The 22,508-nt window shown below is 67.5% G+C and carries 16 protein-coding genes; 9 read left to right on the top strand and 7 right to left on the bottom strand.

Annotated elements, in window-relative coordinates; translation table 11 throughout:
- Positions 1-14: 14 nt before the first annotated feature.
- The 5 genes from AC5YGJ_RS05830 to AC5YGJ_RS05850 all read left to right on the top strand — a co-directional run bounded on the left by AC5YGJ_RS05830 (position 15) and on the right by AC5YGJ_RS05850 (position 4,805).
- The gene (locus AC5YGJ_RS05830) at positions 15-1,052 is read left to right on the top strand and encodes an agmatine deiminase family protein (protein WP_409461259.1); all 1,038 of its coding nucleotides are present in this window, start codon (positions 15-17) and stop codon (positions 1,050-1,052) included.
- A gap of 161 nt (positions 1,053-1,213) precedes the next feature.
- The gene (locus tag AC5YGJ_RS05835; RefSeq protein ID WP_249844268.1) at positions 1,214-2,101 is read left to right on the top strand and encodes a carbon-nitrogen hydrolase; all 888 of its coding nucleotides are present in this window, start codon (positions 1,214-1,216) and stop codon (positions 2,099-2,101) included.
- A 14-nt stretch (positions 2,102-2,115) separates the two neighbouring features.
- The gene (locus AC5YGJ_RS05840; RefSeq protein ID WP_249844269.1) at positions 2,116-2,646 is read left to right on the top strand and encodes a GNAT family N-acetyltransferase; all 531 of its coding nucleotides are present in this window, start codon (positions 2,116-2,118) and stop codon (positions 2,644-2,646) included.
- Positions 2,639-3,871 (top strand): TraB/GumN family protein, encoded by a 1,233-nt coding sequence (locus tag AC5YGJ_RS05845; RefSeq protein WP_496186041.1) that lies wholly within the window; start codon positions 2,639-2,641, stop codon positions 3,869-3,871. The genes AC5YGJ_RS05840 and AC5YGJ_RS05845 overlap by 8 nt, the downstream gene beginning before the upstream one ends.
- An 88-nt stretch (positions 3,872-3,959) precedes the next feature.
- On the top strand, positions 3,960-4,805 hold the full coding sequence (locus AC5YGJ_RS05850; protein WP_107232684.1) for a phytanoyl-CoA dioxygenase family protein: 846 nt from the start codon (positions 3,960-3,962) through the stop codon (positions 4,803-4,805).
- An 85-nt stretch (positions 4,806-4,890) separates the two neighbouring features.
- Here the strand turns inward: AC5YGJ_RS05850 and AC5YGJ_RS05855 are convergent, their stop codons facing one another.
- From AC5YGJ_RS05855 to AC5YGJ_RS05865, 3 genes are read right to left on the bottom strand one after another with little or no spacing between them, the layout of a single operon-like run.
- Positions 4,891-7,977 carry an efflux RND transporter permease subunit gene (locus AC5YGJ_RS05855; protein ID WP_496186042.1) on the bottom strand — a complete coding sequence of 1,029 codons (3,087 nt, stop codon included), beginning with the start codon at positions 7,975-7,977 and terminating at the stop codon, positions 4,891-4,893.
- A complete protein-coding gene (locus AC5YGJ_RS05860; protein WP_496186161.1) occupies positions 7,974-11,432 on the bottom strand; it encodes an efflux RND transporter permease subunit in 3,459 nt (1,152 codons plus the stop codon). Before AC5YGJ_RS05860 ends, AC5YGJ_RS05855 begins: the two co-directional genes overlap by 4 nt.
- Before the next feature lie 56 nt (positions 11,433-11,488).
- Positions 11,489-12,646, bottom strand: coding sequence for an efflux RND transporter periplasmic adaptor subunit (locus tag AC5YGJ_RS05865; protein ID WP_309340167.1), 1,158 nt, complete (start codon positions 12,644-12,646; stop codon positions 11,489-11,491).
- A gap of 205 nt (positions 12,647-12,851) precedes the next feature.
- Here AC5YGJ_RS05865 and AC5YGJ_RS05870 point away from each other — a divergent pair, with 205 nt between their 5' ends.
- Positions 12,852-13,253, top strand: a complete 402-nt coding sequence (locus AC5YGJ_RS05870; RefSeq protein WP_496186043.1) for a c-type cytochrome — start codon at positions 12,852-12,854, stop codon at positions 13,251-13,253.
- 9 nt (positions 13,254-13,262) lie between these two features.
- A complete protein-coding gene (locus AC5YGJ_RS05875) occupies positions 13,263-13,724 on the top strand; it encodes a c-type cytochrome (protein ID WP_019661289.1) in 462 nt (153 codons plus the stop codon).
- A 235-nt stretch (positions 13,725-13,959) separates the two neighbouring features.
- Here AC5YGJ_RS05875 and AC5YGJ_RS05880 read toward each other — a convergent pair whose 3' ends face one another.
- Together AC5YGJ_RS05880 and AC5YGJ_RS05885 are read right to left on the bottom strand one after the other, a co-directional pair.
- Complete coding sequence (locus tag AC5YGJ_RS05880; RefSeq protein ID WP_309340163.1) at positions 13,960-15,843, bottom strand: ATP-binding cassette domain-containing protein; 1,884 nt, start codon at positions 15,841-15,843, stop codon at positions 13,960-13,962.
- Positions 15,844-16,144: 301 nt separating this feature from the next.
- The gene (locus AC5YGJ_RS05885; RefSeq protein WP_496186044.1) at positions 16,145-17,020 is read right to left on the bottom strand and encodes a LysR family transcriptional regulator; all 876 of its coding nucleotides are present in this window, start codon (positions 17,018-17,020) and stop codon (positions 16,145-16,147) included.
- A gap of 102 nt (positions 17,021-17,122) precedes the next feature.
- Between AC5YGJ_RS05885 and AC5YGJ_RS05890 the strand changes: the two genes are divergently transcribed.
- Both AC5YGJ_RS05890 and dbpA read left to right on the top strand, forming a co-directional pair.
- Positions 17,123-18,202: a YeiH family protein gene (locus AC5YGJ_RS05890; RefSeq protein WP_496186045.1), complete on the top strand. Its 1,080-nt coding sequence runs from the start codon at positions 17,123-17,125 to the stop codon at positions 18,200-18,202.
- 135 nt (positions 18,203-18,337) lie between these two features.
- Positions 18,338-19,714 (top strand): ATP-dependent RNA helicase DbpA, encoded by a 1,377-nt coding sequence (gene dbpA / locus AC5YGJ_RS05895; RefSeq protein WP_496186046.1) that lies wholly within the window; start codon positions 18,338-18,340, stop codon positions 19,712-19,714.
- Between the two features lie 78 nt (positions 19,715-19,792).
- On the opposite strand, the gene AC5YGJ_RS05900 is transcribed toward dbpA, so the two are convergent.
- Both AC5YGJ_RS05900 and AC5YGJ_RS05905 read right to left on the bottom strand, forming a co-directional pair.
- Positions 19,793-20,329, bottom strand: coding sequence for an adenine phosphoribosyltransferase (locus tag AC5YGJ_RS05900; RefSeq protein ID WP_107232694.1), 537 nt, complete (start codon positions 20,327-20,329; stop codon positions 19,793-19,795).
- Between the two features lie 593 nt (positions 20,330-20,922).
- Complete coding sequence (locus AC5YGJ_RS05905; RefSeq protein WP_309333882.1) at positions 20,923-22,488, bottom strand: protein adenylyltransferase SelO; 1,566 nt, start codon at positions 22,486-22,488, stop codon at positions 20,923-20,925.
- Positions 22,489-22,508: the final 20 nt, after the last annotated feature.

The following is a 22,508-nucleotide window of genomic DNA, read 5'->3' on the forward strand; positions in this document are numbered from 1 at the left end:
TGTGTAGCGAGACCATGAACCAGACCCTTCGTTTTCCTGCCGAATGGGAAGCCCAGAGCGGCGTCCTGATTGCCTGGCCCACCGCCGACACCGACTGGGCCGACCGCCTGGGCCAGGTGGAAGAGACCTACATCGCCCTGGTTGCGGCCATCACCCGCTTCCAGCCGGTGCTGATCTGCGTGGCCGACGACGATGTGGAGACCTATGCCGAAATGCGGCTGCGCTCCAACCGCATCGACATGGACAAGGTGCACTTCACCACGGCCGCCTACGACGATACCTGGCTGCGCGATTCGGGCCCGATCACCCTGCGCCGCGCCGACGGCGGTTTCCAGCTGCTGGACTTCCGCTTCACCGGCTGGGGCGGCAAGTTCGACGCCACTCTGGATGACCAGCTGGTGGGCGTGCTCGACCAGGCCGGCGTGTTCAACGACGCGCCGGTGCGCAGCATCCCGTTCGCACTGGAAGGCGGCGGCATCGAGACCGACGGCGAAGGCACCCTGCTGACCACCTGGAAGTGCCTGCACGAGCGCCACCCGGACCGCGACCGCGCCAGCCTGAGCGCCGACCTGGCCGACTGGCTGCAGCAGGACCGCGTGCTGTGGCTGGACCACGGTTACCTGGAAGGCGACGACACCGACGCCCACATCGACACCCTGGCCCGCTTCGCCTCGCCCGACAGCATCGTCTACCAGGCCTGCGACGACCAGAGCGATTCGCACTACGCCGAACTGCAGGCGATGGGCAACGAGCTGGCCGCGCTGCGCACCAGGGACGGCAAGCCGTACCGCCTGTTCCCGCTGCCGTGGGCGCAGCCGGTGATCGACGAAGGCCGCCGCCTGGCCGCGTCGTACGCCAATTACCTGATCGTCAACGGCGCGGTGCTGATGCCGGCCTATGGCGACCCGGCCGATGACTTGGCCCGCGACGTGCTGGCGAAGGCCCACCCGGGCCGCGAGATCGTGCAGGTGCCCTGCCGCTCGCTGATCTGGCAGAACGGCAGCCTGCACTGCATCACCATGCAGCTGCCGGCAGGGCTGTTGAAGGCATGACGGTAGTGCCGGCCGCTGGCCGGCAACCCTGCAATGCCTGATGGATCAACGGGATTGCCGGCCAGCGGCCGGCACTACCCGCTGCACCCATTCAGCGCGCGACACGCTGGCGCCCGTCATCCGCGCTAACATGCTGGTTTTCCCCCGCAGGAACGCCCCGCATGAACTCGCGCAGCCCCCTTACCGTCGCCCTGATCCAGGAGCGCAACCACGGTGATGCCGCCGCCAACCTGGCGGTGATCGAAGCACGCGTGGCCGAGGCGGCTGCCCAGGGTGCCAAGCTGGTGCTGTTGCAGGAACTGCACAACGGTCCGTACTTCTGCCAGCACGAATCGGTGGACGAGTTCGACCTGGCCGAGCCGATTCCGGGCCCGAGCACCGAGCGCCTGGGCGCACTGGCCAGGAAGCATGGCGTGGTGCTGGTCGGCTCGCTGTTCGAACGCCGCGCCGCCGGCCTGTACCACAACACCGCGGTGGTGTTCGAAAAGGACGGCACCCTGCTCGGCAAGTACCGCAAGATGCACATCCCCGATGACCCGGGCTTCTACGAGAAGTTCTACTTTACCCCGGGCGACATCGGCTTCACGCCGATCGATACTTCGGTGGGCCGTCTGGGCGTGCTGGTGTGCTGGGACCAGTGGTATCCGGAAGCGGCGCGCCTGATGGCGCTGGCCGGTGCCGAACTGCTGCTCTACCCGACCGCGATCGGCTGGGACCCGGACGACGTGCAGGACGAGAAGACCCGCCAGCGCGACGCGTGGGTACTGAGCCACCGTGGCCATGCGGTGGCCAACGGTCTGCCGGTGCTGAGCTGCAACCGCGTCGGCCACGAAGCCTCGCCGCTGGGCGCGTCGGGCATCCAGTTCTGGGGCAACAGCCACGTGCTCGGCCCGCAGGGCGAATTCCTGGCCGAAGCCGGTACCGATGCCACCGTGCTGCTGTGCGACGTGGACCTGCAGCGCAGCGAGCACGTGCGCCGGATCTGGCCGTTCCTGCGTGATCGCCGCATCGATGCCTACGGCGACCTGCTCAAGCGCTACATCGACTGAGCCGGAGCCCGCGCATGGCCGTCCTCATCCGTGATGCCGGCCCGGCCGACATCGACGCGATCACCGCGATCTATGCGGTGGAAGTGACCGACTTCGTCAACACCTACGAGTACGACATCCCGGACGCGACCGAGATGCTGCGCCGCATGCGCGACATCATCGACCGTGGCTTCCCCTACCTGGTCGCCGAGATCGATGGGCAGGTGGCCGGCTATGCCTACGCCAACACCTACCGCACCCGCATTGCCTACCAGTGGACCGTGGAGAACTCGGTCTATGTCGATGCCACGTTCCAGGGCAAGGGCGTGGGTACGGCCCTGCTGCAGGCATTGATCGACGCCTGCACCGCACGCGGCTACCGGCAGATGGTGGCGGTGATCGGCGAGCCCACCAATACCGCCTCCATCAAGCTGCACGAACGCTTCGGCTTCCACCTGGTGGGCGTGTTCCAGGGCTTGGGCCGCAAGCATGGCCGCTGGCTGGATACCGTGCAGATGCAGCGCGCGCTCGGCGATGGCGCCGACACCGCACCTTCCAATGAATGAACCCATGACCGAAAACCTTTCCGAAACCAACGACGACCTGTTCGCCGGGCAGCCGGTGCGCGTCGTTGAACGCGACGGTGTGCGCTACACCCTGCTGGGCACCGCCCACGTCTCACACGCCAGCGTGGAAGCCGTGGAAAAGGCCATCGACAGCGGCCGCTTCGATGCGGTGGCGGTGGAACTGGACCCGCAGCGCCTGCAGGCACTGAGCGATCCGGACACGTTGGCCAAACTCGATCTGGTCGAGGTGATCCGCAAGGGCCGCGTCGCCCTGTTCGCCGCCAACCTGGCATTGTCGGCCTACCAGCGCCGCCTGGCCGAGCAGCTGGGCATCGAGCCGGGTGCCGAGCTCAAGCGCGCGGTGGAACTGGCCCGCGAGCGCAACCTGCCGGTGCACCTGATCGACCGCGAGGTGGGCCTGACCTTCCGCCGCGCCTCTCAGCGGCTGGGCTTCTTCGGCAAGCTGAAGCTGGTGGCCGGGCTCGGCGCCGGCCTGTTCTCCTCCGAAGAAGTGGGCGAGAACGAGATCGAGAAGCTCAAGCAGGGCGACATGCTGGAGTCGAGCTTTGGTGAGTTCGCCAGTGAAAGCCCGGCGCTGTACGAAACCATCATCGGCGAACGCGACCGCTACATGGCCACGCGACTGCGCGAAGCGCAGGATCCGGACCAGCGCGAAGTGCTGGCCGTGGTCGGTGCCGGCCACCTGGCCGGGCTGGCGCGCTACCTGGAAACCGACACCGACGCCCCGGCGCCGCTGCGCGCCGAGCTGGAAGCGGTGCCGAAGAAGCGCAACGTCCCCTGGTTCACGCTGGGCATCCTGGCCATCGTGATCACCGGCATCGCGGTCGGCTTCTACCGCGGCGGGCTGGGCGTGGGCACCGAACTGCTGGCGACCTGGGCGATGTACACCGGCGGCCTGGCCGGCCTCGGTTGCCTGCTGGCCGGCAGCCATCCGCTGAGCATCCTCACCGCGATTGCGGTGGCACCGTTCAAGCCGTTCCGCCTGAGCATTCCCACCGGTGCGTTCTCGGCGCTGGTCGAAGCTCGCCTGCGCAAGCCGGCCTACGAAGACTTCCTCAAGCTGCGTGACGATGCGCAGAGCCTGAAGGGCTGGTACCGCAACCGGGTCACGCGCGTGGTGCTGACCTTCATGCTGACCAACCTGGGCAGCATGCTGGGCCTGTGGCTGACCGCCGGCCGCGTGTGGGGCAAGGTCGCCGGCTGAGCCGGCTGCAGCCGACCCACGGCGCCGCCCGGTTCAGCCCGGCGGCGCCCTCGCTATACTGCGGTCCTTCCCCTGATGGATGCCTGCAATGGATGCATATGACGCGCTGATGCGCGACGGTTTCGTGGTGGTCCGCCAGGCCATTGCACCGGCCCTGGTGCAGGACATCAACCAGCGCATCGATCGCTTCAAGCAGCGCAATCCGAAGGCGGTCAGCCGCAATCTCGATGCGCACCAGCGCTTGTACCGGGTGGTCAATCTGCATCTGGTGGTCGATGCGATCAGCGGCCTGCTGACCGACAACGCAGCCATCGATGTCTGCGACCGTTTCCTCGGCGAGCCCACCACGCTCTACACCAGCCTCTACTACGAACGCGGCTCGGAACAGCCGCTGCACCGTGACACCCCGGTGTTCTGCACCTCGCCCGGCGAACGCTACCTGGGCGTCTGGACCGCGCTGGATGCGGTGGACGACAGCAACGGCCCGTTGCGTGTGGTGCCGGGCAGCCATCTGCTGCCCGCCATCGACGTCCAGGCGCTGCGCCAGCAGGTGTTCGGTGATGGGCCGGTCAGCCCGATGTCCGGCGAAGGCTGGGCCGCTTACCAGGATGCGGTCGCGCGCCAATGCGAGGAGGCCGGGCTGCAGGCGCAGCCGGTACATGTGCAGCCAGGCGACGTGATCGTGTGGCACCCGCAGCTGTTCCATGGCGGTGCGCCGCATCCTTCTGCCGGCACCCGTCGCAGCGTGGTCATGCACGTCACTCCGAAATCGATGCCGGTCGGGCACATGGACGTGTTCTACGGCGCCAAGCCCGCACAGAGCAAGGCTCCCTGGCGCTACTACCGGCGCGGTGAGCGCGAGATCGCCCGCTTCGGCCAGGTCGATTTTGGTCATGAATACACACGGCGTACCTGGTTCCTGCGGCGCGCCTGAAAAAAGGGGGAGGCCGCCCCACTACGACCGGCCTCCCCCACACCACAACACGTTGTCGTTCCCGTCAGTGGAGCAGGCTCGGTCCTTACAGCCGGGCAGCGCCCGGCTCTACCATCTCCAGGCCGCGCGCACGGCGGATCAGCCGCGTCACGGCATTGCGCAGGTCATCTAGCACCGCATAGATGGTCGGCAGGAACAGCAGGCTGACCACGGTGGAGAACGCCAGGCCACCGGCAATGGCGCGGGCCATCGGTGCGTACTCCGGGCCATCGCCGAACATCTGCGTGTTGGTCAGCGAGATCGGCACCATCGCCAGGATCGCCGTGCCCATGGTCATCATGATCGGGCGCAGGCGTTCGCGTGAGCCTTCCACCAGTGCCTGGGTGCGGCCCATGCCGCTGCGCCGCAGGTTGTTGATGTGCTCGATCATCACGATGCCGTTGTTCACCACCACGCCCATCAGCACCAGGATGCCGATGAAGGACATGATCCCGAACGAGGTGCCGGTGATCCAGAACAGCCAGAACACGCCGAAGATCGAGAACAGCACGCCGCTCATGATCGCTGCCGGGAACAGCAGCGACTCGAACACCGCGGCCATCACCACGTAGATCATCACCAGCGCGATCAGCAGGTTGAACACCATCTGCTGCATGGCCTCGTCGTCGTTGCCGTAATCGCCGCCATCAAAGGTGTAGCCATAGCCGGCCGGGAAGTTCATCGGCTTGAGCACCGCCTCGATCGCCTTGCGGCCATCGGGCGCGGTGATCTTCTCGGCCAGGTTGGCCTTGATGGTCAGCGTGGTCTGGCGGTTGGTGCGGCCGATCTGGGTGGCCGACGAGCCGACGTCCACGGTGACCAGGCTCAGCAGCGGCACGCTGCGGCCATCGCCGGTGCGCACGCTGAAGCCGGCCAGGTCTTCCGGACTGCTCTGCTCGGCACCGGCGAAGCGCACCCACACCGGCACCTCGTTGTCACCACGGCGGAACTCGCGCATTGGTGCACCGCGCAGGGCCAGGCCGACGAAGCTGGCGACCTGTTCGGCGTTGAAGCCGAACGCCGCAGCACGCTCGCGGTCGACGCGAACCTTCAGCTCGCCGCCCTTTTCACCGTTGTCGATGCGCACATCGCGCAGCTCGGTGCGCTGCGCCAGTAGCGGCACCACCTCCTGGCCGATCTCCTGCAGCATGCTGCTGGAGTCGCCGACCAGCTGCACCTGCACACCCTGGTTGCCGCCACCGCCGCCGTCACCGCCCTGGTTGCCGACGAAGTAGTCGGTACGCGCCGACTTCGGCAGGCCCTTGCGCAGTTCCTCCTGCAGCGTCTTGATGTCCTTGGCGTACTTCTCGTCCAGGGTGACCACGGTCGAGCTGCCTTCCTGCTCGCTGTACCAGGAGTACACCTGCTTGACGTGCAGTCGCTCGCGGTTGGCATCGATCCAGTTCTCCACCCGCGCCACTTCCTCGGACATCTGCCGGTAGGTGTAGGCGCCCTTCCACATGTAGCCGATGAAGATGTCCTTGCCGCCCTCACCGCCGAACATATCGACCTTGGTCAGCTTCATCGGCACCAGGCTGACCAGCACCACCAGCACGATGCCCAGAAGGCTCCAGCCACGATGGCGCAGCGACCAGTCCAGCAGGTGGGCATAGCGGCGCTGCAACCGTGCGATCACGCCGGTCTGCGAGTGCACCAGCTTGGGCGTGGCCATGCGTGCGGACAGCATCGGAATCAGGCTGACCGCCACCAGCCAGGATGCCAGCAGCGAGACCGAGATGGTGATGGCGATCTGCGCCATGAAGATGCTGATGTTGTTGGTCTCGCCGAACAGGTTCGGCACGAACACGATGCAGTGGCACAGGGTGCCCGCACTGAGGGCGATGGCCACATTGCGGGTGCCGATGATCGAGGCCAGGCGCGGCTGATCCGGCATGCGTTCGCGTTCCTGGTAGATGCTCTCCACCACCACCACGGCGTTGTCCACCAGCATGCCCACCGCCAGCAGCAGGCCCATCATGGTCAGGATGTTCAGCGTCACCCCGACGAAGTACATGAAGCCCAGGGTGATGGTGAAGCAGATCGGAATGGCCAGGGTCACCATCAGCGTCGATGGCCAGTGACGCAGGAAGAAGAACAGCACTGTCACCGACAGGATCAGGCCGACCGCGCCGGCCTCGGCCAGTTCCAGCAGCGAGGAGGTCACCGCCTTGCCCTGGTTGTCGATGACCTTGATCTGCACGTCGCGCATCGACGGCTGCGCACGGATCGCTTCGACTTCGGCCAGCGCCGCGCGCGAGACGTCCACCAGGTTGGCGCTGCGCTCCTTGAAGATGTCCAGGCCGACGGCCGGGTTGCCGTCCAGGCGGCGCCCATAGTTCATGCGTGCCGGCTTCAGGCGCACGTCGGCGATGTCGCCCAGGCGCAGCCCTTTGGCGTTGATCACCAGGTCGCGCATCTCCTGCAGGTCGGTGATCTCGCCCACCGGCTGCACGCGCACGCGCTGGCCGTTGTCGTCGATCTGCCCGGCCGAGATCGAGAAGTTCAGCGTGCGCAGGCGTTCGCTGAGCTCGTTGATGCTCAGCCCGTGCGCGTTGAGGCGGTTGGGATCGATGGCGATCTCCACCTCGTTCGGCGGCGCGCCAGTGATGTCGACCCGTGCCACGCCGGGAATGCGCTCGATCCGGCGCTTGAATTCGCGGTCGAGCATGTCATAGGCGGTGGTCAGGTCGGTGGTGCTGGCCAGGCGCACCTTCAGCACCGGCTGGTCGCTGCTGGACCACTTGAACACGTTGTAGCGCTGCAGGTCGTCAGGCAGGTCGCTGCGGATTGCGTCTATGCGCTCGCGCGCATCGGAGGCGGCGATGGCGATATCGCGATCCCAGTCGCTGAACTCGATATAGATCAGCGCCGCCTCGGAGGTGGCCGACGAGCGCATGCGCTTGATGCCGGTCATCGTCGCCAGCGATTCCTCGACCGGTCGGATGATGGTGCGCTCCACTTCTTCCGGGGTCGAACCGGTATAGGGAATCTGCACGAACAGGAACGGCGCGGAAATGTCCGGCAGCGCCTCCAGCGGCAGCCGGAACGAGGCGATCAGGCCGATCACCACCAGTGACACGAAACACATGATGGTGGTGACCGGACGACGGATGGAGAACTCGGCAACACTCATGCCGGTTCCTCCGCGCCCGCCGCACTGCCCGCCGCACTTGGCTCGATCTCTCCGGCGTGCTTGCGGCCGCGCTCGCGGTAGTAGGCATCGCCGCGGCGGTCCATCAGGTCGTACACCACCGGGATCACCAGCAGGGTCAGCAGGGTCGACACCAGCAGGCCGCCGATCACCGTGATCGCCATCGGCGCGCGCACTTCGGCGCCCTCGCCCATCGCCACCGCCAGCGGCAGGAAGCCGAACAGCGTGCACAGGGTGGTCATGATGATCGGCCGCAGGCGCGAGCGCGCACCTTCCACCAGCGCCTCATGCTTGGCCACGCCGGCTTCGCGCAGCTGGTTGACCTTGTCGATCAGGATGATCGCGTTCTTGGTGACCAGGCCGACCAGCAGGATCAGGCCGATGAACACCACCACCGAAATGGGTTTGCCGGTCAGCATCAGCGCCAGGATCGCACCGACCAGCGCCAGCGGGATGGTGAACAGGATCACGAACGGGTGCAGCAGCGATTCGAACTGCGAAGCCATCACCAGGTAGACCAGGAAGATCGCCAGGCCGAAGGCGAAGATCAGTGACTTGGCCGCCTGCGCCAGTTCCTCGCCCTGGCCGCCGATGTGCAGGCCGACGCCCGCGCCCAGCGGCTGCTCGGCCACCATCTGCTGGACTTCGCGCATGGCCGCGCCCAGATCGATGTCGCGCAGGTTGGCCGACACCACCGCCACGCGGGTCTGGTCGGCACGATGGATCTCGCTGGGGCCGGTGGTGGCGACCACATCGGCCACCGCGTCCAGGGTGACCGGGCGGCTGCTGCCCGGATTGACGATCAGCCGGCGGATGCTCTCCACGCTGGCGCGGTCGCCTTCCTGCGCCCGCACCAGCACGTCGATCTTGCGGTCACGGAAGCTGTAGCGGGTGGCCACATCGCCACGCACCTTCTTCACCACCACATCGGCGATCTGGCGCGTGGTCAGGCCCAGCGCGCCGGCGCGCTCCTGATCGAAACGGATCTGGATTTCCGGGAAGCCTTCTTCCACCGTCGACTTGACGTCGGCGTAGTGCGCGTTGCCACGCAGCATCGCCGCCAGGCGCTGGCCGGCCACTTCCAGGGTGGCCATGTCCTGCCCGCGCAGTTCGATTTCCAGCGGCGTAGAGAAGCTGAACAGTGCCGGCCGGGCGAAGTCGACCTGAGCACCGGGATGCTGGGCCATGGTGTCGCGCAGGCGCTCGGTGATCGCCGCCTCGGTACGCGGGTTGCCGCCACCTTCCATCACCACGGTCAGCTTGCCGATGTTCTCGCCGCTTTCGGTCGGACTGGCATCCAGGCGGGTGCCACTGCCGCTGACACCGTACAGCGAGGCCACGCCTTCGCCCTTGCCATGCGCCAGCTGCAGCTCACGCACCAGCGCGTCGGTCTGCTTCAGCGGGGTGCCGGCCGGCAGCTTCACGGTCATCTCGAAGCGATCCTGCGCCAGCTGCGGAATCAGGTCGGCACCGAGCATCGGCACCAGCGCCATGGTCGCCACGAAGATCACGGTGGCCACGCCCAGCACCTTGCCCGGATGCGCCAGCGCGCTCGGCAGCAGGCGCAGGTAACCGCGCTCGGCGCCGGCATAGGGCTTCATCGCCAGGTCGCTGGCCTTGCGCATTACCGGGCCGATCACCGCCACCACGCCGCGCCACAGCCGCACCACCAGCCAGGCCAGCGCGTAGAACCCCCAGCGCGCGGTCGCGACCACGCCACGACGGCCCAGCGCGACCGGCTTCTGCCAGCGGTTCTGCGGCTGCCACGCTGCATTCGGCGCTTCCTCGGGGAACGCCAGCGGCGGCTGTCCTTTCAGCGAGCTCAGCATCGGGATCAGCGTCATCGACACCAGCAGCGAGATCGCGATGGCGATCGCCACGGTCAGTGCCTGGTCGCGGAACAGCTGGCCGGCGATGCCGTCGACGAACACCAGCGGCAGGAACACCGCGATGGTGGTCAACGTGGAGGCAACCACCGCCATGCTGACCTCGCGGGTGCCGGCAATGGCTGCCTGCAGAATCCCCAGCCCTCGCTCGCGGGCCTTGGCAATGCTTTCCAGCACCACGATCGAGTCGTCCACCACCAGGCCGGTGGCCAGCGCCAGGCCGCCCAGCGACATCACGTTCAAGCTCAGGCCGAGCTGGCCCATGAAGAAGAACGTGGCGATGATCGAGACCGGCAGCGACAGGCTGATCACGAACGTGCTCCAGCCATCCCGCAGGAACAGGAAGATGATCAGGATCGCCAGCAGGCCGCCGATCACCGCATCCTTCTTGACATCGGCGATTGCGTGCTCGATGAAGCGTGACTGGTCCTCGATGGTGGTCAACTCGACATCGGAGGGGAAGGTGGTCTTGATCTGCTCCAGCCGCTTGCGCAATGCCTCGGCGGTGGCAACGGTGTTGGCGTCGCCTTCCTTGTAGATGGCCAGCTCGACCGATTCCTTGCCGCCCAGGCGGATGATCGCTTCGCGTTCCTTGTAGCCCTGGCGCACGCTGGCCACGTCCTTCAGGCGCACCGGCACACCGTTGGCGACCACGCTGGAGTTGCCGGACGACGCGCTCTGCGCCGCCGACGCAGCGGCAACCGCAGCGGCCGAACCGGTGGACGCGGCAATGGTGAACATCTGCTGCAGGGCCGAATCGGCTGCACTGCCGTTGGACGACTGGGTGGTGACCAGCAGGTTGCGGATCTCCTCCAGGTCGGCAAACTGGTTGACGGTGCGTACCAGGAAGCGCTGCGAACCTTCCTCCAGGCGGCCGCCGGAGATGTTGATGTTCTCGTCCTTCAGGCGCTTGATGATGGTATCGATCGGCAGGTTCAGCTGCGCCAGCTTCTGCTGGTCGATGTCGACCTGGATTTCGTCTTCCAGGCCGCCGCCGACCTTCACCGCAGCCACGCCGGTGACCGGCTCGAGCTTCTTCTTCAGGTCTTCATCGGCGTAGCGGCGCAGGCCGGTCAGCTCGCGGATCGCATCGGCGTCGGTGGCCGCCGCGGTCTTGTTCGACAGCACCAGGCGCATGATCGGCTCGGTGGACGGATTGAAGCGCAGCAGCACCGGCGCCTTGGCCTCCAGCGGCAGGTTCAGCGCCTCCATCTTGTCGCGCACCTCCAGGCTGGCCTGGTCCATGTTGGTGCCCCAGGCAAACTCCAGCACCACGTCGCTCTGGCCGGTACGCGAGACCGACTTCAGCTTCCGCAGGTTCTTGACCACGCCCACCGCTTCTTCCACCGGCTGGCTGATCAGGGTTTCGATTTCGGTTGGTGCGGCACCGGTGTATTCGGTACGCACGGTCAGCGTCGGATAGCTCAGGTCCGGCAGCAGATTGACCTTGAGGTTGCCCAGCGCAATCAAGCCGAACAGCAGCAGCGTGACGGTGCACATGGCGATGGTGACGCGTCGGCGGGTGGCGAACTCCACCAGGCCGCCGCGCATGCCGGAGGCGGCGCGCTCGCTCGCCGGCGAGGCACCGTGGTCGTGGCCCGGGGTGGTCATTGCGTGCTCCCGGCCTTGTCTGCCTGCTTGGCCGCCGGCGTACCTGCCGCTGCCACCGTCTTCGCCTTCGGATCAGCGATCACCTGCACCGTGGTGCCATCGCGCAGCGCGACCTTGCCGGCGGTGACCACCTGATCACCGGCCGCCAGGCCCTCACGGATCTCCACCCACGGCCCTTCGGCGTAACCCAGCTTGACCGCAACGCGTGCGACCTTGCCTGCGCGCACCCGGAACACGGCAGGTTCGCCGTCGTCGAGCAGTGCCAGGCGTGGCACCACCAGGGCATCTGCGCGCTGGTCGTAATCGATGCGGATGCGCCCGAACATGCCCGGCTGCAACGCATGCGCAGCGCCGTCGAAGGCGCTGACCACGCGAAACGTGCCGCTGCCCGAATCGACCACCGGTGCGATGCGATCGACGGTGCCGGTGAAGCTCTGCCCGGGCAGTGCGTCGGCCGCCAGCGTCACCGGCTGGCCGGCGCGCAGGGTGGCCAGTTCGCGCTCGGGCACGTTGAGCGTGGCTTCCAGCCGCGAGTTGTCGACGATGCGGAAGATCGGCGTGTTGATCTGCACGAAGTTGCCGGTCTTGATCGAACGCGACGCGATCACGCCGGAAATCGGCGCCACCACCGTGGTGTAGGACAGTTCCAGCGTGGCCAGGCGGTACTGCGCGCGGACGTTTTCCAGGTCATAGCGCAGCTGGTCGACGCTGGCCGCACTGACCAGCTGCTGCACAACCAGTTTCTGTGCACGCTGATAGTCGTTTTCCAGCTTGCGCATCTGCGCCTCGCTCTGCGCCACGGCCAGGCGTGCGCGGTCCGGGTCCAGGCGCACCAGCGGCTGGCCGGCGCTGACCCGCTGGCCCTCCTCCACCAGCACCGCCAGCGCCACGCCGGAGGTCTTGGCGACCACCTGCGATTCGGCGCGCGGCTCCAGTGCGGCGGTACCGGTGTAGCTGGCCGCAACCGCGCGATGGCTGGCCACGGCCACTTCCACCGGCACCGCATCGACCTTCTTCTCGTCTTTGCTTTCGGCGGCCTTGGCTTCGGAATTGGGCCCTGCGGCGCAACCGCCCAGCAGCAGGGAGGTGGAGATCAGCAGTGCGGCAGCGCAGATTCCGCTGCGGCGGCCGGACAGGAAGGTTGGGTGCGACATCGTCAGATCCCTGGAGGATGCGTGGGCAGGTGTGGTAGCAAAGTAATGCACCACTTCACGGCAACACCATATCCCAAAGGTCATGGTGTCTTCACGCCGCTGGTCGGCGCGACCCCATTTCAGCTAGATGAAACCTGAGGCTATACTCGGGTCGTTCCGTACCCCACGCCGGAACGACCAGACCCGAATCCCCGGAAACGACACCATGCGCCCGCAGCCGCTCGCCGCTTGTCTCGCTCTGGCCGTCCTCCTGCCCCTTGGGGCCGCCGCACAGCCCGCTCCTGCTCCTGCTCCTGCTCCTGCCACACCCGCTCCGGCCGCGGCTCCCGCCGCTGCGCCACCGGCCACCGCCCCCACCGGCAATTTCGACAATGGCCGCGTGCTGGCTTACACCTGCCAGGGGTGCCACGGCATCACCGGCTACAAGAACGCCTACCCCAGTTACCGGGTGCCGAAGATCGGCGGCCAGACCCAGCAGTACCTGGCCCAGGCCCTGACCGAGTACCGCCAGGGCAAGCGCCGGCATCCGACGATGCAGGCGCAGTCGATGAGTTTCAGCGAACAGGAGATCGCCGATCTCTCTGTTTACCTGTCCACCGTCAAGTAAGGCCCGCCCATGTCGAAAGCCGCGCATCCGATGCGTCATGCCATCGCCCTGTCCGTTGCCCTGCTGCTGGCCGCCTGTTCGCAGTCGCAGGTGGAAAACAGCGAGAAATCCGCCGCCGACCCGGGCCATGCCAGCGGCGAACATGGCTCTTCTTCATCGGCCGGCCTGCCTGCCGGCCGCGAGGCCGCCGGCGAAGCCCGTGCCAAGGTGAAGGGCAAGGCCACCAACCAGAGCTGCATCGATTGCCACGGCGCCGACGGCAACGCGCCGATCGACCCGACCTACCCAAAGCTGGGTGGGCAGTACGGTGACTACCTGGCGCACGCCCTGCAGGCCTACCGCGCCGGTGACCGCCAGCACATGCTGATGACGCCACAGGCGAAGGACCTGAGTGATCAGGACATCGCCGATCTGGCCGCGTATTTCGGCAGCCGCCCGAGCCAGCTGCGGGATCTGCACGGGGTCAAATGACGCCCCCGGTGGGTGCGGACCGATGATGGGTGGGTGCGGACCGTTGGTCCGCACGGATCCGGATATCCACGCATGGCCTGGAACTACCAGCCGAGCATGGGCTCGGCTCTACAGCGCCTGCTGGCAACCTCGGTAGAGCCGAGCCTACGCTTGGCTGCTCTCCGGCCAGGTCGCGATGAGCCGAGCATGGGCTCGGCTCTACATCAATAGGCTCGCCGCTGGCGCCGACCAGCGCTCAGCCTTCCAGCTCTTCCCAGCGCGCGTAGGCGGCATCCAGCTCGGCCTGCACCTTGGCCAGCTGCTGGGTGTGCGCGGTCACTTCGGCGCTGCTGCGGGTGTAGAACGATGGGTCGTTCATCGCCGAGGTCAATCCTTCGACATCACCTTCCAGCTTCTCGATGGTCTTCGGCAGCTGCTCCAGCTCGCGCGCTTCCTTGTAGGCCAGCTTGCGCTTGGGCGCGGCAGGCGCGGCCCCTGCAGCAACCGGTGCGGCCGCCGCCGGCTTGGCCGCAGCCACTACCGTCGGCGCCGGCACCACACTGGCCGCATAGCGCTGCCAGTCGCTGTAACCGCCCACGTACTCGCCGATCACGCCGTCGCCTTCCATCACCAGCGTGGAGGTCACCACGTTGTCGATGAAGTCACGGTCATGGCTGACCAGCAGCAGCGTGCCGGTGTATTCGCCCAGCAGCTCTTCCAGCAGCTCCAGGGTTTCCACGTCCAGATCGTTGGTCGGTTCGTCCATCACCAGCAGGTTGGACGGCTGTGCGAACAGCTTGGCCAGCAGCAGTCGGTTGCGCTCACCACCGGACAGGCGGGTGATCGGCGCGCGCGCGCGTTCCGGGGTGAACATGAAGTCCTGCAGGTAGGCATGCACGTGCTTGCGCTTGCCGTTGAACTCGAGGAAATCGCGGCCTTCGGCCACATTCTCGATCGCGCTCCAGTCCTCGCGCAGCACCGCACGATACTGATCGAAATAGGCGATCTGCAGATTGGTGCCGGCGTTGACTTCGCCCTTGGCCGGCTGCAGTTCGCCCAGCAGCAGCTTCAGCAGCGTGGTCTTGCCACTGCCATTGGGGCCGATCAGGCCGATGCGGTCGCCACGCAGGATGGTGGTGGTGAAGTCGCGGACCATGGTGCGCTCGCCGAAGGCGAACGAAATGTCCTTGACGTCGATCACTTTCTTGCCGGAGCTGACGCCCTGCGCGGCTTCCATCTTGACGTTGCCGCTGAGGTCGCGGCGCTGCGACCGCTCCACGCGCATCGCCTTCAGTCGGCGCACGCGGCCCTCGTCGCGGGTGCGGCGCGCCTTGATGCCCTGCCGGATCCAGACTTCTTCCTGCGCAAGCAGCTTGTCGAAGCGGGCGTTTTCCTGCGCCTGCGCGTTCAGGCGTTCCTCGCGGCGGCGCTCGTAGTTGGCCCAGTCGCCCGGCCAGCTGGTGACCTGGCCGCGATCGATCTCAACGATGCGGGTGGCCAGCGCACGCAGGAAGCGGCGGTCATGGGTGACGAACACCACGCTGCCGCTCCAGCCCTTCAGGAACGCTTCGAGCCAGTCGATGGCTTCGATGTCGAGGTGGTTGGTCGGTTCGTCCAGCAGCAACACGTCCGGGCTGGATACCAGCGCGCGGGCCAGCAGCACGCGGCGCTTCATGCCGCCGGACAGGCGGCCGAACTCGGCCTCGCCGTCCAGGTCGAGCTTGGTCAGGGTTTCGCTGACGCGCTGGTCCAGGCCCCAGCCGTTGGCGGCGTCGATCTTGGCCTGCACGTTGCCCAGCGCTTCGCCGTCGAATTCCTCGGCGTGGCTGAGGTGATGGAATTCGGCCAGCCACTGGCCCAGTTCGCCCAGGCCGTCGGCGACGACGTCGAACACCGAACCGGCGGCGCCGTGCGGCACCTCCTGCTCCAGGCGGGTGACGCGCACGCCCTGCTGCACGCGCACTTCGCCGTCATCGGGCTTGTGGTCGCCGGACAGCAGCTTGAGCAGGGTGGATTTGCCGGCGCCGTTGCGGCCGATCAGGGCGATGCGTTCGCCCGGCTCGATCGACAGTTCGGCCTTTTCCAGCAACAACGGGCCGCCAACGCTGAAGTCGACGTTCTGTAGGGTAATCAGAGGCATCCGGATATTGTACGGGTTGGGGGCCTCGGCCGGGTTGCACCCGGCACCCGCGGTAGTGCCGGCCGCTGGCCGGCCACCTCAACGGCAACATCAAACGCAGGTTCCGTGTGGGATGGCGAGGCGGTGTGGGTCTGCAGGACACGCCGTAAACCCATCCATGGGGGCTCGATGGCGCCATCCATGGCGCCAACGGTCCTGCAGACCCACACCGCCCCGCCCCTGACAGTTTCCCGCGATCTGTCGGAACGGCATTCTGCTCTGGTGGGTGTCGACCTCGGTCGACACATGGGAATCTGATGAATTACCCCACGTCCCCCAACAACGCCTGCAGGCCCGGCAACCATTGCTTGCCCGGGTGGCGTACCAGCCAGAGCGTGCGCTGCAGGGGCGGTAGCGGGGTCTCGAGCACGCGCAGGCGGCCCAGGGCCAGCGGCTCTTCCAGCGCATGGCGCGAGAGGCAGGCCAGGCCGAGGCCGGCGATGGCGGCCTGCTTGATCGCTTCGGTATTGCCCAGCTGCAGCGTCTGGGCGAAGCCACGCAGATGCGGCAGCAACGCCTGCTCCACCGCCTCGCGGGTGCCCGAGCCGGGCTCACGCAGCAGCCAACGTGCGCCGCGCAGCTGCTCCAGCGACCAGCGCGCCGGGGCATCGGCGGCAGCCACGATCACCAGCGGGTCCTGCTGCCAGGCGGTCACCTGCAGGCCGCGCTCGTGGCAGGGGCCTTCGATCAGCCCGGCGTCCACATCCAGGCGCTGCACGGCGGCGACCACGCCGGCGCTGTTGTCGATGCGCAGATCGACCTCGGCCTGCGGTGCCTGGCGCAGCAGCTCGGCGATGCGCGGCGGCAACAGGTAGTTGCCGATGGTGGTACTGGCGGCCAGTACCAGCCGCAGGGGGGCGCCCTGGGCCGGGTCGCCGCCCGCAGCCAGCTGCCGTTCGAGGTCGGCAGCGTTGACCAGCAGCGTACGCGCCGGCTCCAGCAGCGCGCGGCCGTGCCCGTTCAGGGCCAGGCGACGGCCGATGCGGTCGAACAGCGGCGTGCCGAAGTGTGCCTCCAGTTCCTGCAGGGCAGCGCTGCTGGCCGACTGCGAGAGCGCGATGGCCTGGCCCGCAGCGGTGGTGCTGCCGTGGTCAGCGATGGCGACGAACACCTGCAGCTGGCGCAAGGTCAGGCGCATGGTAATTACCCGCTTGATAGGTAGGTTTCACCCATATTATTCGTTTTACAGGTCAACGGTGCAGGCGCACGCTTGCACCGTCATTTCAGCCCTGCCCTCGCCATGAACGCCCCTGCCCTGTCACCCTGGTCCCTGCCCGCCCTGCGCCAACGCTGGCAGCTGCGCCTGCCCGGCCTGCTGCTGGTCGGCCTGGTGGCGGCCGCGTCGCTGTACCTGGCCGAGCTGCCCTGGTTGCAGGCACATGGCCTGAGCGCGCTGACCGTGGCGATCGTGGCCGGCATCGTGGTTGGCAATACCGTCTATCCGCGGTTGGCGCCAAGCAGTGCGGCCGGCATCGGGTTCTCCAAGCATTGGCTGCTGCGCGCCGGCATCGTGCTGTACGGCCTGCGCCTGACCTTCCAGGACATCGGCCATGTCGGCGTGGCCGGTGTGTTGATGGACGTACTGGTGGTCGCCAGCACCTTCGGCCTGGCCTGCTGGCTGGGCGTACGCGTGTTCCGGATGGAACGCGAGGCCGCGATGCTGATCGGTGCCGGCAGCGCGATCTGCGGCGCGGCGGCGGTGATGGCCGCTGAACCAGTGGTGCGCGGCCGCGCGGCACAGGTCACGGTGGCCGTGTCGACGGTGGTGGTGTTCGGCACGCTGGCGATGTTCCTGTACCCGGCGCTGTATGCGCTGGTGCAATCGCACGGCTGGCTGGCGATGGACGCACGGCAGTACGGCCTGTTCACCGGTGCGACGGTGCATGAAGTGGCGCAGGTGGTGGCGGCCGGCCGTGCGGTCAACGAAGCGGCGGCTGATACCGCAGTGATCACCAAGATGGTGCGGGTGATGCTGCTGGCACCGTTCCTGGTCGCGCTGTCGCTGTGGCTGGCGCGGGGCGGCAAGCCCAGCACCGACGGCGGCAAGGCACGCATCGTGGTGCCGTGGTTCGCGTTCGGTTTCGTGGCGGTGGCCGGTTTCAACTCGCTGCATCTGCTGCCGGCTGGCCTGCAGGCCGGGCTGGTGCAGCTGGACACGGTGCTGCTGGCGATGGCGATGGCCGCGCTGGGCCTGACCACCCACGTCTCGGCGCTGCGCCAGGCCGGCCTGAAGCCGCTGCTGCTGGCGTCGATCCTGTTTGCCTGGCTGTTGTTCGGTGGCCTGGCGATTCATCAGGGCGTGCTGGCGGTGCTGGGCTGAGGGCAGTGCCGACCAACGGTCGGCACCCACCAGTGGATGGCGGCTCCAGTTGGGGGTAAGAGCCCTTTCCTGCGGAAAGGGATCCGACCCCGTCCCATTGGACGGGACCGGCCGCGCGGGCAGGTACAATGCGGCATGACTGACTTCTCGACCCTGCCGCTGAGCCCGGCCCTGCAGCCCGGCCTGGATGCCCTCGGCTACACCACCCTCACCCCTGTGCAGGCGCAGAGCCTGCCGGCCATCCTCGATGGCCGCGATGTGATCGCACAAGCCCCCACCGGCAGCGGCAAGACCGCCGCCTTCGGCCTGGGCCTGCTGCAGTCCATCGACCCCAGCCTGATCCGCGTGCAGGCGCTGGTGCTGTGCCCGACCCGTGAGTTGGCCGACCAGGTCGGCAAGCAGATCCGCAAGCTGGCTACCGGCATTCCGAACCTGAAGCTGTTGCTGCTGGTCGGTGGCGTGCCGCTGGGTCCGCAGCTGGCCTCGCTGGAAGGCCACGACCCGCATGTGGTGGTGGGCACGCCCGGCCGCGTGCAGGAGCTGGCACGCAAGCGCGCGCTGAACCTGGGCGCGGTGCGCACACTGGTGCTGGACGAAGCCGACCGCATGCTCGACATGGGCTTCGAGGAGCCGATCCGCGAGATTGCCGGCCGCACCCACAAGGACCGCCAGAGCCTGCTGTTCTCGGCCACCTTTCCCGACAGCATCCGCGCCATGGCGCGTGACCTGCTGCGCGAGGCGGTGGAAGTGACCGTGGAAGGCGCCGACCAGGCACCGGCGATCCGCCATATGTTCTGCGAAGTGGAACCGGCACACCGGCAGAAGGCGCTGGCCGGCCTGCTGCTGAAGTACACGCCGGAATCGGCGGTGGTGTTCTGCAATACCCGCAAGGACGTGGACGAGGTTGCCAATTCGCTGCAGCAGTTTGGCTTCTCGGCGCTGGCCCTGCATGGCGACATGGAGCAGCGCGACCGCGAGGAAGTGTTGCTGCTGCTGGCCAACCGCAGCTGCAACGTGCTGGTGGCCAGCGACGTGGCCGCGCGCGGCCTTGACGTGGAAGAACTGGCGGCGGTGATCAACTACGAGCTGCCGACCGACGTGGAGAGCTACCAGCACCGCGTGGGCCGCACCGGCCGTGCCGGCGCCAGCGGCCTGGCGATCAGCCTGGTGGCCGGCCGCGAAAAGACCCGTGCCGAAGCGATCGAAGCGCAGATGGGGCAGCCGCTGGACTGGCAGAAGACGCCACTGGCGACCTCGCGCCCGGCCGAGCTGCCGCAGGCGGTGATGCGTACGCTGCGCATCGACGGTGGCAAGACCGACAAGCTGCGCCCGGGTGACATCCTCGGCGCACTGACCGGCGACGCCGGCCTGTCGAGCAAGTTCATCGGCAAGATCGCGATCTTCCCGACTCGATCCTACGTGGCAATCGCCCGCGAGCAGGCCAACAAGGCCGTGGCCAAGCTGGAAGCCGGCAAGATCAAGGGCCGTCGCTTCCGCGTGAGGATGATGTGATCGGCAAGGTGGTCGCCGGGCATGGCCCGGCGCTACCTGCATGCGGTGTGTAGCGCCGGGCCACGCCCGGCGACAGACTCAGAACACCAGTTCGGTGTGCAGCGGCAGGCCCGCTTCCCAGCGCGCACGGCCACCCAGGCCATCCAGCTCGACCAGTACACCGGCGCCGACCACCTCAACGCCCAGGCGGCGCACCAGCGACAGCGCGGCGCCCAGCGTGCCGCCGGTGGCCAGCACGTCGTCGATGATCGCCACGCGCGCACCGGCCGGCAGCGCATCGGCGTGCACTTCGATGCAGTCGCTGCGGTATTCCAGCGTGTATTCCTCGCGCAGCACCTGGCCCGGCAGTTTGCCCGGCTTGCGCACCGGCACGAAGCCCACGCCCAGTTCCAGTGCCATTGCGGCACCGAGGATGAAACCGCGCGATTCGATGCCCACCACCGCGTCCAGCTTCTGGTCGCGCCAACGGTCGGCCATCGCGCTGATCGCGCCGCGGAAGTCCTCGCCGTGAGCGAGCAGCGGCATGATGTCCTTGAACAGGATGCCGGGCTTGGGGAAGTCGGCGATGTCGCGCAGGCGCGAGGCCCACTGCGGAGCGACGATGGCGTCGGTCATGTCAGGTTGGCTATCTGATGGCGGCATAGGGTACCCGTTCCGGGCGCCGCCTGCCTGTTGGGGGTGTTCGGCCGGGCTGCGCCCGGCACCTGCTGAGGCTTCAAGCAACGGCAACGGCAACGGCAGAAGCTGGTTTCCTGTGGGATGGCGGGGTGGGTCCGATGGCGGGAGACGCCGTAAACCCGTCCATGGGGACTTGGCCGCGGCATCCATGCCGCGGACACTCCCGCCACCGGACCCACCCCGCCTTCGACAGTTTCCTGCGATCTGTCGTAGATCCACGCCATGCGTGGATGAATCTCCATCGAAATCGAATATTTCGAGAATTGAACGAAGAGCATCCACGCATGGCGTGGATCTACCGTGTCGACCAAGGTCGACACCTACCCACAGCAGCGGGAGTCTGTCGGAGGTGGGGCGGTGTCGGAGTGCGGGGTGTCAGCCGCATGGATGCGGCTGCCAAGCCTACACGGACGTACTTGCGGCGTCCCCGCGTTCCGACACCGCCCCGCCAAACCACGAAATCCAGCTTTTGCTCTGGCTGTTGACCTGGCCTCTGCGGGTGCAGGGCGCAGCCCTGCCGAACCCCACCCTCAGGAACTGCAGGACAGCATCGAGCAGCCGGCGCGGTTGTCGGCCCAGGCCGGGCGCTTACCGGCGTAATGCTCCAGCCCAGCGCGTTCGGTATACGGGTCGCGCAACACCTCCTGCAATACCCGCACACCCCCAAGGTCGCCCTGCTCGGCGCGGTCGATGGCCTCCTGCGCCAGCCAGTTGCGCAGCACGTACAGCGGATTGGCCGCCGCCATCTTCGCGGTGCGTTCGCTGGCCGACAGCGGGTCGGCGCGCAGCCGCGTAGCGTAGTCCTGCAGCCACTGCTGCAGCGGCGCCTGCACCGCCTGCCTGCGTGCGTCGTCGTAGTACACCGCGTCCAGCACGGCCAGATCCGGCGCGGCCGGATCGATGCGCATCAACGCGCGCCAGGCCAGGGTCATGTCCATCGCGCCCTCCTGCATCAGCTGCTGCCAACGCTGGTAGAGCTGCAGGTCGCCATCGTCGGCGGCGGCCAGGCCCAGCTTGGCGGCGGCATCGCGACGTGTGCAGGCCACGAAGGTGGACTGGTATGCCGCCAACCCCGCCTGCAACGGTGCCACATCGGCGAACAGCGGTGACAGCGCCTGTGCCAGCCGCCCCAGGTTCCAGTACGCCACCTGCGGCTGGGTACCGAAGCGGTAGCGCCGCCCCTGCGCGTCGGTGGTGTTCGGTGTCCAGTCTGGATCGAAGTCCTCGACCCAGCCGTAGGGGCCGTAATCCAGCGTGAGGCCAAGCACGGACAGGTTGTCGGTGTTCATCACCCCGTGCACGAAGCCGACGCGCATCCAGTGCGCGATCATCTCGGCGGTGCGCACCGCGATCTGCGCGAACCAGTCGCCATACAGCGCCTCGCCCTGCCCTTCGAGTTGGGGAAAATCACGAGCGATACAGGCGTCCACCAGTTGCTGCAGCAGGGCGGTTTCACCCCGCGATGCCGGCAGCTCGAACGAGCCGAAACGCAGGAACGAGGGCGACACCCGGCACACGATGGCGCCAGGCTCGGCGCGCGGATGGCCGTCATAGAACATGTCGCGCACCACCTCTTCGCCGGTCCCGACCAGCGACAGCGCACGCGTGGTCGGCACACCCAGGTGATGCATCGCCTCGCTGCACAGGAACTCACGGATCGACGAACGCAGCACTGCGCGCCCATCGGCGCCACGCGAGTACGGGGTCGGGCCGGCGCCCTTCAGCTGCAGTTCCCAGTGACGGCCATCCGGCGCCAGCAGTTCACCCAGCGAGATCGCGCGGCCATCGCCCAACTGCCCGGCCCAATGGCCGAACTGATGCCCCCCGTAGTTGGCCGCCCACGGCTGCATGCCGGCGTACAGCGCATTGCCGCCGAACACATCGGCGAAGCCTTCGCTTGCCACCTCATCGGCATCGAAGCCGAGCATCGCGGCCAGCTCCGGCGACCAGGCCAGCAGTGTGGGCGTGGCCACCGGGGTCGGCATGACCGGCGACCACGCGGCACCGCGGACCTCACGGCGGCGCGGTCCGGATTCAGGGTCGCCCGGCAGTACGCTCAGCAGGCGGTTGTCGAAACGGGGGCTGTCGGTATCCATGGGCTTGAAATGGGGGCGAC

The organism is Stenotrophomonas sp. CS3K5 (assembly GCF_059515225.1).